The 12701-nt window shown below is 53.4% G+C and carries 11 protein-coding genes and 1 tRNA gene; 9 read left to right on the top strand and 3 right to left on the bottom strand.

The window, feature by feature from the left end; all coding sequences use genetic code 11:
• Nucleotides 1-34: 34 nt before the first annotated feature.
• Nucleotides 35-544 carry a DUF2501 domain-containing protein gene (locus KVT28_RS15530; protein WP_101762213.1) on the bottom strand — a complete coding sequence of 170 codons (510 nt, stop codon included), beginning with the start codon at nucleotides 542-544 and terminating at the stop codon, nucleotides 35-37.
• A 273-nt stretch (nucleotides 545-817) separates the two neighbouring features.
• Here KVT28_RS15530 and KVT28_RS15525 point away from each other — a divergent pair.
• From KVT28_RS15525 to KVT28_RS15510, 4 genes are all read left to right on the top strand, one after another.
• Nucleotides 818-902 (top strand) — tRNA-Leu (locus tag KVT28_RS15525).
• Between the two features lie 191 nt (nucleotides 903-1093).
• Complete coding sequence (locus KVT28_RS15520; protein WP_217549190.1) at nucleotides 1094-4612, top strand: AAA domain-containing protein; 3519 nt, start codon at nucleotides 1094-1096, stop codon at nucleotides 4610-4612.
• A gap of 184 nt (nucleotides 4613-4796) precedes the next feature.
• Nucleotides 4797-5183: a DUF1090 domain-containing protein gene (locus KVT28_RS15515; RefSeq protein WP_217549188.1), complete on the top strand. Its 387-nt coding sequence runs from the start codon at nucleotides 4797-4799 to the stop codon at nucleotides 5181-5183.
• Nucleotides 5184-5310: 127 nt separating this feature from the next.
• Nucleotides 5311-5640 (top strand): DUF1493 family protein, encoded by a 330-nt coding sequence (locus KVT28_RS15510; RefSeq protein WP_008107769.1) that lies wholly within the window; start codon nucleotides 5311-5313, stop codon nucleotides 5638-5640.
• Nucleotides 5641-5670: 30 nt separating this feature from the next.
• Here the strand turns inward: KVT28_RS15510 and KVT28_RS15505 are convergent, their stop codons facing one another.
• Nucleotides 5671-6450 carry an NAD(P)H-dependent oxidoreductase gene (locus tag KVT28_RS15505; protein ID WP_217549186.1) on the bottom strand — a complete coding sequence of 260 codons (780 nt, stop codon included), beginning with the start codon at nucleotides 6448-6450 and terminating at the stop codon, nucleotides 5671-5673.
• A gap of 88 nt (nucleotides 6451-6538) precedes the next feature.
• Here KVT28_RS15505 and KVT28_RS15500 point away from each other — a divergent pair, with 88 nt between their 5' ends.
• The gene (locus KVT28_RS15500; protein ID WP_101762209.1) at nucleotides 6539-7432 is read left to right on the top strand and encodes a LysR family transcriptional regulator; all 894 of its coding nucleotides are present in this window, start codon (nucleotides 6539-6541) and stop codon (nucleotides 7430-7432) included.
• Between the two features lie 83 nt (nucleotides 7433-7515).
• Nucleotides 7516-8565, top strand: a complete 1050-nt coding sequence (locus KVT28_RS15495) for a DUF1176 domain-containing protein (protein WP_217549184.1) — start codon at nucleotides 7516-7518, stop codon at nucleotides 8563-8565.
• Between the two features lie 82 nt (nucleotides 8566-8647).
• Here KVT28_RS15495 and KVT28_RS15490 read toward each other — a convergent pair whose 3' ends face one another.
• Nucleotides 8648-9325: a YecA family protein gene (locus tag KVT28_RS15490; RefSeq protein WP_217549182.1), complete on the bottom strand. Its 678-nt coding sequence runs from the start codon at nucleotides 9323-9325 to the stop codon at nucleotides 8648-8650.
• Between the two features lie 214 nt (nucleotides 9326-9539).
• Between KVT28_RS15490 and KVT28_RS15485 the strand changes: the two genes are divergently transcribed.
• The 3 genes from KVT28_RS15485 (at nucleotide 9540) to KVT28_RS15475 (ending at nucleotide 12685) form a co-directional block, all read left to right on the top strand.
• Complete coding sequence (locus KVT28_RS15485) at nucleotides 9540-10556, top strand: isopenicillin N synthase family oxygenase (protein WP_101762206.1); 1017 nt, start codon at nucleotides 9540-9542, stop codon at nucleotides 10554-10556.
• 17 nt (nucleotides 10557-10573) lie between these two features.
• A complete protein-coding gene (locus KVT28_RS15480) occupies nucleotides 10574-11356 on the top strand; it encodes a MetQ/NlpA family ABC transporter substrate-binding protein (RefSeq protein WP_217549180.1) in 783 nt (260 codons plus the stop codon).
• Nucleotides 11357-11539: 183 nt separating this feature from the next.
• Nucleotides 11540-12685, top strand: coding sequence for a serine hydrolase (locus tag KVT28_RS15475; RefSeq protein ID WP_254633559.1), 1146 nt, complete (start codon nucleotides 11540-11542; stop codon nucleotides 12683-12685).
• Nucleotides 12686-12701 lie beyond the last annotated feature (16 nt).

Genomic DNA, 12701 nt, shown 5'->3' with positions numbered 1-12701 from the left:
GAGGGACAGCTCGCGCCTTGATATCGGCGCGTCCTTACATGCCGATATATTTTTTGCCCTGCTTCAGAACCACATCGCAGGCTTTGGTTTTCAGCTTCTCACCCATCGGCGAGTTGCTCAGACTTTGCAAATTCAGTTGCTGACCGTTGCCAGTGTTAAGCAAGCCTTGCAAACCCTGCTGGTAATCGGTTTTCTGCTCTTGCGCGGTGGTGCTGTTCAGGCCGAGTTTGCTCAGCACCTGATCTTTTACCGACTTCACGTTGTTATCCACCACGTTGTGCTGCACGCAGTAGGACATCACGCCTGCGGCGTTGGTCATGCTGTTGGAACTCACCGCTTTATCGCCGCCGTTGAGCAGGCCGGTAAGCGATGAGAGCGACATGCCGCCATTCTGCGTGGTGCTGGTGTTGCTGGTGCTGTTGTTTTGCTGTGACAGCTGCGATGCCGCGCTGCTCAGCTGATCCTGCCAGCTTGCTGCCGATGCGCTCCCCGCAACCATGGCTGCCGCGATGCCCCATCCCCAAATCATGCGTTGTACTTTCATCTCAACCTCGTTGTCTTTTATGTTCTGACTGCGTCAGTTTTGGTTAAGAGAGGTTTGAATTCGGAAAGTTCCAGTTAACCGGGCTGATTGGGGAAAATTGGGACCGTTCTGGGTTTTAATTTTTGAACGTCGGTTGGCGGGATCGACGGTATAACAAGCAGTTATCCGCGAAATGCTGTTTTTTTCAACGCTTAGCGCACATCCCTAACGATTCCGGTTGCGCACGCTGTTCGTAACGGTATAATCCCCAACGTTTTCCGCATCCTCTTCAGTGCCGAAGTGGCGAAATCGGTAGACGCAGTTGATTCAAAATCAACCGTAGAGATACGTGCCGGTTCGAGTCCGGCCTTCGGCACCATCGATTGATGCAAAATTAAGTCGCTTACGAGCGGCTTTTTTTGTGTCTGAAATCTGGCTTTTTACCTAATCTCACTCCCTTAGCAACATAAACAAATTATTGCGATCGCGTTCTCATCGTGGACAATGTTCAACCATGGGTTGCGTTAATATCAATTAAATCAATAATTTTATTATGTCAAGGGATGGATAATGGACAGGAATACTCTGGGATTCACATCATACTGGCGTAATTCTTTAGCCGATGCCGAATCAGGGAAAGGGGCATTTGAGCGTAAGGATGCGGATAAATTTACTCGTTGGGTGGACATCAGCACGGGACGGCTGGATGAAGAGACTGTTAATGCGTTTTTTGAGGGTGAAGGTGACACGGTAAAAACCGTTGAGGTAGTGCTACGACCTAAAGCCTGGTTACGTTTGCTACAGCACGGCAAAGAGCGAACGGCAGGCGCTCCTGGAATAGTCACACCGCTGGTATCATCTGCGCTACTTAATCGCGAAGGTTTTTTGTTCCCTACTTCATCGGCCACTATCCCCCGTGATCTATTAGAGCCTCTCCCAAAAGGCACCTTCTCAATTGGCGAGATGGCGCAATATGATAGATATAAAACCACGCATAACTCGACCACCTTTGAAGTGGATTACGAACAGCAATACGAAGAGGAAAATGACGAGCAGCGAGCCCAGCGGTATGAGAAGCATCAGCTGCAGTGGCAAAAATTTCAGACTGAAATAAGCAATTTGCTGGAATACGTAATCGGACAATGGGTCGCCACCCACGAGCAATATGAACTCGCCGAATATGGTTACGTTATAAAAGCCAACCAGCCCGGCGGTGCCAGCCGCCATATCCTCCCTCTGTATGATCATCTTCGGGTGTGCAAGAAAGAGGTTCCGCTATTAACACGCTTTGCTTCGGCTGCCAGGCCGATCCTGGAACCGTTGCTTGCATCTAATGCGAAATTCAGCGAGCGATTAGGCCATTCAGGAGATGAATTCCCGCTTGCTGTGGCGCAGCGCGACGCTCTTAACCATTATCTCACGCAGCAGTCGGGCGATATCCTTGCCGTCAATGGTCCGCCGGGAACTGGAAAAACTACACTTGTTCTCTCTATCATTGCTACTGAATGGGTTAAAGCGGCATTTAACAAATCTGAACCACCGGTAGTGATTGCCACCTCAACCAACAACCAAGCCGTTACCAATATCATTGAGGCCTTCGGTAAAGACTTTTCCACTGGAACAGGGGCTATGGCTGGGCGCTGGCTACCGGAACTAAAAAGTTATGGTGCTTATTTCCCTTCTCAAATGCGTGAAGCTGAGGCCGCTAAACAGTACCAGACTGAAGACTTTTTCAACCGTGTGGAATCTACCGAATACGTTGAAGATGCGCTGGTACTTTATCTGGAGAGGGCAAAAGTAGCCTTCCCATCTGCGGAATGCCGTTCTCCAGAACAAGTTGTGAATCTACTACATGAGCGATTAACCACGCAGTTAGCTCAGCTTAAACATATTGAGCAGGCTTGGGGGAATTTGATCCGCATTCGCGAGGAGCGCATCCACCTTAGCGAAGACCTCGACCTTTATATTCACGATAAAAGTAAGCTACTGCTCGATAGCACAAAAGACATTGCGTTGTTAACTCAGGGTAAAAAGCAGTGGCAACAGTATCGTGCCAGTGAGTCGATGCTCTATGCGATCTTCTCCTGGATTCCCGCGGTTCGTACAAAGCGCCACTATCAGATTAACCTCTTACTCGACACTACGTTTGGTACAAGAATGGCCGAGTTTAAGGGCTCAGCGCCGGAAGATGTTGATGCTTATATCGACGGGCTTATTGCTCGCGCCCAAAAAGAGCAGGCCAAGTACCAGCAGCAGATTGATTTTGCTCAGGACGTTTCCAGACGTGAAAGCGAAGCTCTGCGAGTTTGGCATGGTTTCTCGGTTTCCCTGGGACATGCGGGCAAAGATGAGATAACCCTTGCTGTGGCTGATGCGCTCGCCGATACGGCTATCCGATTCCCGGCATTTCTTACTGCATCTCACTACTGGGAGGGGCGATGGCTGATGGACATGGCCGCCATTGGCGATCTTCGAAAGGAAAAAGGTCGTAAGGGGGCGAAAGCTACCCTGGCTCGCTGGCATCGAAGAATGAAGCTCACCCCTTGTGTGGTGATGACCTGTTACATGCTGCCTCGTCATATGGTCATCAGCGAACATGTTGGCGGCGCTAAGAAATTTGAATCCGGATATTTTTATAATTTTGCCGATTTATTAATTGTTGATGAAGCGGGGCAGGTATTGCCGGAGGTAGCCGCAGCCTCCTTCACATTAGCAAAAAAAGCGTTAGTAATTGGCGATACGGAACAGATCGCACCCATCTGGAACAGTTTGCCGGGCATTGATATCGGCAATATGGTTGAGGAGAACCTCCTCCCTGTCGGTACTCAGGAAGCGCTAGCGGAGTCTTATGCGCTTATATGTGATTCAGGGAAAAGCTCGGCATCGGGCAGCGTGATGAAAATCGCCCAATTTAGCTCGCGCTACCAGTATGACCCGGATCTGGCCCGCGGCATGTATCTGTATGAGCATCGCCGCTGTTTCGATAACATCATCGGTTACTGTAACGCGCTCTGCTACCACGGCAAGTTACAGCCAAAACGGGGCGGTGAAAAAGAGACACTTTTTCCAGCGATGGGTTATCTGCATATTAATGGGTTGGGTAAACGGGCAAACGGTGGCAGCCGATACAACACTTGTGAAGCCGAGACAATAGCGGCTTGGCTGGCGACCCATAAAGAAGAAATAGAGCATCATTATGACAAACCACTGCATCAAACGGTGGGAATCGTAACGCCATTTTCGGCGCAGGTGAACGCTATTAGAGCCTCATTGAGTAAGCTGGGTATTAACTGTGGTGGAGATGATGATTCACTGACCGTCGGCACTGTTCACTCCCTGCAAGGTGCAGAAAGAGCAATCGTGATCTTCTCCCCAGTTTATTCCAAACATGAGGATGGTGGATTTATCGACAGCGACAGCAGCATGTTGAACGTTGCGGTCTCCCGCGCTAAAGATAGTTTCCTGGTCTTTGGGGACATGGATTTATTTGAGATCCAACCTGCCTCTTCGCCAAGAGGATTATTGGCAAAATACTTGTTTGCACAAGACAGCAACGCATTAGCGTTTGAATTTCAGGTACGTAAAGACTTGAACGCAGCCCAGATGCCCGTTTCTACGCTACATGGGGTAGATCAGCATGATGCATTTCTGAATCAGACATTGGGTACAATCGAGAAGAGCATTACCATTGTCTCTCCTTGGTTGACCTGGCAAATGCTTGAGCAAACTGGCTTTTTAAACTCAATGATTCAGGCATGTGCTCGCGGTGTTGATATTACTGTGGTGACGGACAAGCATTACAATACCGAACATAGTGATTATGAAAAGCGTCAAGAAAAACAGCGGCGGCTTCACAGCGCACTGGAAAAACTGAATGAGTTTGGTGTTACTACTAAGCTGGTCAATCGCGTTCACAGTAAAATCGTAATTGGGGACGAGCGTTTACTGTGTGTTGGTTCGTTTAATTGGTTTAGCGCCACACGAGAAGATAAGTATCAACGGTACGATACGTCGATGGTGTATCGCGGAGATAACTTAAAAGGTGAAATTAAAACGATTCACACGAGTTTGATTCAACGCCAATTGTGAGGCGGAGCCACATCATGTCCGAGGTGAGTTTGGCGTTATGTGTATCAAATTAATAGCGCCAAGCCTTTTTTCACCGTCAAACGGCAGCTTAATGGAAACGGCTTAGTAAGTTGCTTGCACCTTTAAGATCCTCTTAAGAACTCTTCGTATAATAGCGCCCATCAACGTAAACCAAGAGCTCACCATGAAAAACACCCTGATTTCCCTTTCGATTCTTTTCTCTGCTTTGACCGTGACGTCTGTTCAGGCTGCCAACCCAGCCACCGGCTGCGCCGCTAAAAAGCAGGATATCCAGCAAGAGCTGGCGATGGCGCGTGAGCATGGCAATGCTGCGCGCATCGCCGGTCTCGAAAAGGCGTTACGCGAAACCAATGCAAACTGCACCGACAGCGGCTTGCTCAAAGCGCGCCAGGAGAAAGTGGCCGAGAAGCAGCTGAAAGTGCAGGAGCGCGAGCAGGATCTCCATGAAGCGCAGGCCAAAGGCCGCAGCGATAAAATTGAGAAGCAGCAGCGCAAACTGGATGAAGCACGTGAAGAGTTGAAAGAAGCGCAGGATGCATTAACGCAATAAACCAGGCATCCCGGCTGGAAAACTGGCTCTTTGTCTCAAAATTCTCCCGCAGAGATTTTTTTCATTCAACTGTCGGGATTGCATGGCAGAATGGCGCTCCGGTGAAATCAGTGGAGGTGCAGAAGCGATGACAGTTGAAATTGAGCAGCGTATCTACGAGCTGGTGCGACGTTACGACGGCGTTTACCTGTTTAAGCAAAAAACGCTGACGCCGCAGATTGATATCGATAGCGATCTTAACTTCGAGCGTGAAGAAGCCGCTGCGCTGATGGATGAGTTCTTCGGCGAGTTCAGCGTCGATCGCGGCGGATTTGTTATCGAAACCTACTATCCCGATGAGCCCTCGCTGGCGCAGATTCTCAATCCATTTAATAAGCGTGAAGTGCCGGTAGTACCCGATTTCACGCTGGGAATGTTGATTGAATCAGCAAAAGCGGGGCGCTGGCTGTACGAGTAACAGCAGGCTCAGCGCCGAGTCTGCCACCTTTCACCGCTTCACATGCACGCCAAAGCCACTCTCTTCCAGGACAAACTCCGCCTTTAAGGTCAGCGCAGGAATCTCATAGTCGCCGCTGTTCTGCTGACGGTAGGCAATGGGCGCGGTTTCCGCCAACGTATCCAGCCTTGTAGCCAGCGCATCGCACCAGCCAGCAAATCGTTCTGCTGCTGACTTTTGTACACGATAGAAAACCAGCGGCGGCAGCACGCTAAAGCCGGGATAAAACAGCATGCCGTGCTGAATCGGAAACAGCAGATCGTTGATCGGGCCGTTAATGCCGCGCGGGCTGTAATGCGATTCCCATCCGCCGGTCGTCACCACCAGCATTGCACGTTTGCCGCTAAGATTGCCTTCGCCGTAACGATCGCCCCAATGCTGTTCGTTGTGCTCGCCCACGCCGTAAGCAAAACCGTTGGCGTAAACGCGGTCAAACCAGCCTTTCATGATGGCGGGCATCGAAAACCACCACAGCGGAAATTGAAAAATCACCGTATCGGCCCAGCGCAACTTTTCCTGCTCCGCGGCGATATCGGCGGCCTGCAGCTGATGATCGTAGGCGAAGCGAGAATCCAGCGTCGCATCGAAGTGGTCGCCCACTAATGGGGCGCGCGTGTCGGCAGCGTCGAGTGGCGCTTTCCACTGCATCGCATAGAGATCAGAGACCTGCACCTGATGTCCGGCATGCTGCAGATGCTGCACGGCAAAGTCTTTAAGTGAACCGCTCAGCGAACGCGGTTCCGGATGGGCATACACAATCAGTACATTCATGGGCTTAATCCTGTGAGATGAAAACCACTGCAGATTAAGTCGGCGCTGGCTATAGTGGAAATCAATTGCTGATATCTCAGGTATAGCCATAGTGAATATCGACTCGCTGGATTTGAATCTGCTGCAGACGCTCAACGTGCTGTTAAGCGAACTCAACGTCACGCGCGCGGCGCAGCGTTTGCATCTCTCGCAGCCTTCCGTCAGCGCTCAGTTGGCGCGATTGCGTAGGCATTTTGACGATCCGCTATTGTTACCGGGGCCGCGTGGCATGCTGCCAACGGCGCGCGCAGAAGCTTTGCGTGAGCCGCTGCGTCTGGCGCTGGAAGCGGTTGAGCGTGCGGTAGCGCCGCCCGATACCTTTAATCCGGCCAATGCCGATATCACCTGGCGCATCGCCGCCACCGATTACACCTCGTCGGCGTTGGTGCTGCCCGCGCTCAACCTGATCCGCGCAGCTGCGCCGCAAAGTCGTATGGCGATATTGGCGCTGAATCCGCCGCTGGTAGCACAGCAGTTGGAAAAAGGTGAGCTGGATGTGGTGTTTCATACGGGCGATAACGCGCCGCCGACGCTGCATCAACGCAAACTGTTCAGCGAGCGCTATGTGCTGGCGGGACGGCGCGATCACCCGCAATTGCAACGTCCACCGACGCTGGATCAATTCTGTCAGCTGGAATTTGTCATGGTATCGCCCGATGGCGGTGGCTTTAGCGCCGCCACCGATAATGCGCTGGCGAAGCTCGGGCGTTCACGCCGCGTGGTGCTGTCGGTGCCGCACTTCTTGTTTATGCAGGAAACGCTGGCGAGCAGTGATTTAGTGGCGGTACTGCCCGAGCGGTTGGTGCGTCACGATTCGCACCTCGCGGTTGTCGATCTGCCGCTGGAGGTGCCAGGCTTTGATATTTTGCTGTTGTGGCATGAACGTCTGCACCGCGATCCGGCCCAGCAGTGGCTGCGGCAGCAGATTGTGGCGGCGCTTTAAATCAGCATCGCCGCAAAAAATTCACTTCTCCCACGTCACAAAAATCATCACACTAGCCACCTTTACCATTATGGAGAGATGGCATGATTACCCGATTGCTGCTGGCGATGTCGCTACTTGCCAGCCTGAGTGCGCCGCTGTTGGCAGATCAAGACGGCGTCTCGTTTAGCCACAAAGATTGGGAACTGGCCTGCGATAACACGCTGACCTGTCGTGCCGCTGGTTACAGCGCCGAAGAGGGCGCGGGCGGCTCGGTGTTGCTGGTGCGCGCGGGCGGTCCCAATGCGGTGACGCACGGCCGTGTGGTGCTGGCCGATACCGGCGATGACGATTCTAAAGTGGTGAACAACTTAGCGTTGTGGATTGATGACCGTGCGCTGGGCGACGTGGCGAAAGCCGATAACGAAGAATGGACGCTGACGGATGAACAAACCCAGGCGCTAATTAACGGCATTAAAGGCAGCGGCAAAGTGGAGTTTCGCGGTGGTGAAGAGCCTTTCGATCTCTCCAGCAATGGCGCATTTGCTGTGCTGCTGAAGATGGATGATGCGCAAGGTCGTCTTAGTACGCCGGGCGCGTTGGTGCGCAAAGGCAACAAGCCGGAAAGCAGCGTACCGGCAGCGATGGCGATGCCGGTGATTCAGCAGGTAAAAGTGGCTAAGGCCGATGCGCGTCCGTTGACGGCCGATGAGCTGGCGCTGTTGAAGCCAAAGCTGATTGCCTCACTCACCGACGACGACAGCTGCGACAATCTGGCTCCGTCCGACGATCAGCCGGAAGAGGGCGCGGAGCCGCTGACCTTAACGCCGGTTGATGATGCGCATGTGCTGATCGCCGCGCTGTGCTGGCGCGGAGCGTATAACGAAGGTTATGGCTATTGGCTGATCGATAAAGCATTGCAGGGCACGCCGCAGCTGGTGACGGATTCCGGCTCTGATTACAGTGAAGGTGTGATCTCAGAAGCGCAGAAAGGGCGCGGCATCGGCGATTGCTGGAGTACAGCGGCGTGGGTGTGGGATGGCAAAGCGTTTGAGCAGAGCAGCGATGCCACCACCGGCATGTGCCGCGCGATTCGTGCGGGCGGCGCATGGCAGTTGCCAACCTGGGTGACCGAGGTGAAACCGGCTCCCTGAAAAAAAACGCACATATCGGTAGCGGCGCGATTAAAAGGCCAGGGACGCGCAATAAATTGCGCCGCTACGGAAGGTGCACATATTATTTACCGCAGCACTGCTTATATTTTTTACCGCTGCCGCACGGGCAAGGATCGTTACGGCCGGTTTTCTCGCCGGCAAAGTGTGGCAGTTGAGGTTCAGGATCGGGCTGCGCCATGCGCTGTTCCTGCCAGTATTCATGCAGCTCCAGCGCCGCGGGGCGAATCGCCTCGATGCTGGCTTCAAACTCTTCCGGCGTGAAGGCTTCGCGCTTCGCCAGATGATCTTCGCTGCCGTGCAAGGCAATCGTCTCCATCATCGGCTGCAGTGATTCTGGCAGCAGCGACCAATCCGCATCCAGCGCCACGCCGCGCAAATAGCCATAGCACCAATCTTCCACCACGGTGAATTCCTGGCCTTCCATCTCTTGGGTGCCAAACAGCGGATCGAACTGCTCCGGGAATTCGGCCAGGCGCTCGGCGATGTCGTTCAGATGCTGGAAGGTCAGCGTCATGAAGCGATCCATCTCACGCTCATTCGACCACTTTGGAATGTGCTTTTTGCCGCCCCACATCGCCACCAGCCATTCGCTCGGTTCGATGTCGTTCGGGCCTGAGAGCAACGCCGTCAGCATGCCGTCCAGCTCAGCGGTATCCACCACCGAGTGTTCGTTGCCGTATTTCTCCAGCATATCTTCAAGCCAGTTGAGCTCTTTTTCGGTTAACGGACCCTGGTTCATACGGCGTCTCCTGCGGTTCATTGATGGGCCATGCCCAAAGTTAATTGGCGGCGATTATAGCGGGAAGCGGGCTCGATTTATCGCTTTTTGCATATCGATTGCTGAACCTTTCCTAAAAATGATTCGCCATAACTTATCGCGCAACAGTATTGGCTGCATTTGTCAGCAGATGGCAGCGTAAAGGCAGAATTTTCTGCATGAAGGATGCAAAAGTATGGCCAGCACATTGCCGGTACTGGATTTAGCCCTGCTGGAACTGCCGGATGCGGAACAGGCGCAATACCTCGCCGAGCTGCGCGAAACCGCGCGTGACGTCGGCTTCTTCTATCTGGTGAATCATGGCATCAATCCGCAGCTGTTAAAGAACGTGCAAAGCATCACGCGCGCGTTCTTTGCCTTGCCAGATGAAGAGAAGCAGCGCGTTTCGATGATCCATTCACCGCATTTTCGTGGCTACAACCGCGCGGGCGTGGAATACACCCGTGAGCAGCGCGATCAGCGTGAGCAGTTTGATATCGGTGCAGAACGGGCCGCCCTGACGTTGCAACCAGACGATCCGGCGTGGAAGCAGCTGCAAGGACCCAATTTGTGGCCGCAGGCGCTACCGCAGCTGCGTCCGGTGATCCACGCGTGGCAGCAGGCGATGACTGACGTGGCGCTGCGTTTACTGCGCGCCTTCGCCAAATCCCTGTCGCTGCCGCCGGACGCTTTCGATGCGCTGTACGGCACGCACCCCAACGAACATGTGAAGCTGATTCGCTATCCGGGTCAGGATGCCGCTGCCAGCCAGCAAGGTGTCGGCGCGCATAAGGATTCCGGCTTTCTGACCTTTCTGTTGCAGGACGATCAACCCGGATTGCAGGTTGAAGTCGCGCCAGATCAGTGGATTGATGCGCTGCCGAAACCGGGTGCTTTTGTGGTGAACATCGGCGAACTGCTGGAGATCGCCACCAACGGTTATCTGCGCGCCACCGTGCATCGTGTAGTGTCGCCGCCGGCAAAACAGCAGCGCATCTCCATCGCTTTCTTCCTCGGCGCGCAGCTCGACGCCGAAGTGCCGCTGTATCAATTACCGCCGCAGCTGGCGGCAGAAGCGCGCGGACCGACCAGCGATCCCAGCAATCCGCTGCTGCGTGAAGTGGGCTGGAACTATCTCAAAGGACGTTTGCGATCGCATCGCGACGTGGCGCAGCGTTATTACGCTGACACTCTCATTAGCGTTAAATCATAAGAAACTAAGGGAAGCAGATGAATAAAAAGGTGATAGCCGCGTTGGCGATGGTTTCGGTGTTCAGCACTTACGCTTCGGCGGCCGCGCTGCGCGTGGCGGCCGATGCCGTACCGCACAGCGAAATCCTCAACCACATCAAACAGAGCGACAAGAAACTCGATCTCAAAGTGATTGAACTCAACGGCAACCTCAACGCCAACGAACTGCTGGCGCGCGGTGACGTGGATGCCAACTACTTCCAGCATGTGCCTTATCTGCGCGAGCAGGAAAAAGCGCTGGGCGAGAAATTTTCTGTGGTCGCCACCGTGCATATTGAGCCACTTGGCATCTACTCGCACAAAGTGAAATCACTGAACGATCTGCCTGATGGCGCGCAGGTGGCGGTACCGAATAATGTCACCAATCTGAGCCGCGCACTTTATCTGTTGCAGGCCAATGGTTTGATCAAACTGAAAAGCAGCAGCGCCAACACGCTGGTGACTTCCGCAGACATTACTGACAACCCGCACCATCTGAAGATTATCGAAGTGGAAGCGCCGCAGCTGCCGCGCGCGCTGGATGATGCGCAATTGGCGATCATCAATGGTAACTACGCGTTGCAGGCCGGTTTAGTGCCGTCGAAGGATGCGCTGGCGCTGGAACAGGCGAAAGATAATCCGTATGCCAACGTGCTGGTCACTACGCCGAAACTGGCGCACGATCCGCGTATTCTGGAACTAGCAAAAGATCTGGAGTCAAAGCAAACTGCTGAATTTATTAACCAGCACTATAAAGGATCGGTTATTCCCGTTAATCAATAATCCCTGCCGCCACCTGTTTTTGGCAGGTGGCGCTGACTTTCTTCTGTGCTATATTTCGCCACCAACACCCGTCGCACCCTTTATAAAACATAAAAATTCGCTCAATCCATTGCCATGATTACCTTCGCCAGGAATAAACGGGTGCTGTGCCATCGTTTAACAATATGCATCATTGTGCTGGGCATGAGCGTATTGCTCAGCGCCTGCGGCACCTTGTCGCAAACCTCCGCGCCCGTCAGCGATAAAGTCTATCTTTCACACGCGACTTTTAATGAAAACGTCGATGACATCGTGCGCCATTACATGCAGCAAAAGCAGGTTTCTGGCATCAGCATCGCCATTATCCATCAACGCAGCCAGCCTGAATTTTACAGTTTTGGTGTCACCGATGCGCTGCACCGTTATCCCATTACGCCAGACACTTTATTTGCGCTCGGCTCGCTGAGTAAAGGCATCACCGCGGAGGTGATTATTGAGCTGGTGGATCGCGGTGAACTGCACTGGAACGACACCTTAGCGACGCTTTTGCCGCCCAACGTGCCGCTGAGCGCCGATGCCAAACGCATCACGCTGTTGCAGCTGGTGACGCACACCTCGGGCTTGCCGCGTCAGGATATGGATTTGCCGATGTTCATGAAATTTATGGGCTATCTGCGTAGCGGCGAGAACTTTTATGGCAACCTCGACAGCGATGCCGTGCTGGATTATCTGGTCGACTTTGACGCGCCCGCGCATCCTGGCGCGCGCTATTCCAATCTCGGCTATGCGCTGCTGGGCTACATCCTTAAATATCGCTTCCATCAGGACATCGAAACGCTGGCGCAGCGTAATCTGTTCCTGCCGCTGGGCATGACCAGCAGCAGCTTCAAGCCGCAGAGCCTGCGCGGCTATCCGTGGCGTGCGCTCGGCCATGCCGGCGATCAGCCTAAGCTAATTCCTCGCGGGCAAATCACGCCGGACTGGGCGTTTAACAACAATATGGTGGCGGCCGCCAGCCTCTACAGCAACGCGCGCGATTTGATTCACTATCTTGATGCGCACCTGCATGACGGCGCGGGTGCTTCGCTCAATGCGGCGTTTGCGCAGGTCAATCACGGCTACGAACAGCACGGCAATCAGTCACAAAATATCGCCTGGGTTACGGATACCTACGGCGATCAGCAGATTACCTATCAGGTTGGCTATATCGGCGGTTACTCCAGCTTTATTGGCTTTGATAAACAGAACGGCAATGCGATTGTGGTGCTGCAGAACGCGTTTAACTGGAGTAACTATCTGGGCATCGCGTTATTGAGGGATCTGGCAAATAAAGCGCACGACAAAAACTAACATGGTTGCTTGCAAT

The organism is Pantoea sp. GbtcB22 (genome assembly GCF_019091025.1).
Taxonomy (GTDB): Bacteria; Pseudomonadota; Gammaproteobacteria; order Enterobacterales; family Enterobacteriaceae; genus Pantoea; species Pantoea leporis.
The sequence above is the reverse complement of the archived record's forward strand: the minus strand, read 5'-3'. Positions and strand labels throughout refer to the sequence as shown.

Coding starts and splice junctions, on each gene's coding strand:
- KVT28_RS15530 (WP_101762213.1), bottom strand. CDS start 544: ATGAAAGTACAACGCATGATTTGGGGATGGGGCATCGCGGCAGCCATG.
- KVT28_RS15520 (WP_217549190.1), top strand. CDS start 1,094: ATGGACAGGAATACTCTGGGATTCACATCATACTGGCGTAATTCTTTA.
- KVT28_RS15515 (WP_217549188.1), top strand. CDS start 4,797: ATGAAAAACACCCTGATTTCCCTTTCGATTCTTTTCTCTGCTTTGACC.
- KVT28_RS15510 (WP_008107769.1), top strand. CDS start 5,311: ATGACAGTTGAAATTGAGCAGCGTATCTACGAGCTGGTGCGACGTTAC.
- KVT28_RS15505 (WP_217549186.1), bottom strand. CDS start 6,450: ATGAATGTACTGATTGTGTATGCCCATCCGGAACCGCGTTCGCTGAGC.
- KVT28_RS15495 (WP_217549184.1), top strand. CDS start 7,516: ATGATTACCCGATTGCTGCTGGCGATGTCGCTACTTGCCAGCCTGAGT.
- KVT28_RS15490 (WP_217549182.1), bottom strand. CDS start 9,325: ATGAACCAGGGTCCGTTAACCGAAAAAGAGCTCAACTGGCTTGAAGAT.
- KVT28_RS15485 (WP_101762206.1), top strand. CDS start 9,540: ATGGCCAGCACATTGCCGGTACTGGATTTAGCCCTGCTGGAACTGCCG.
- KVT28_RS15480 (WP_217549180.1), top strand. CDS start 10,574: ATGAATAAAAAGGTGATAGCCGCGTTGGCGATGGTTTCGGTGTTCAGC.
- KVT28_RS15475 (WP_254633559.1), top strand. CDS start 11,540: ATGAGCGTATTGCTCAGCGCCTGCGGCACCTTGTCGCAAACCTCCGCG.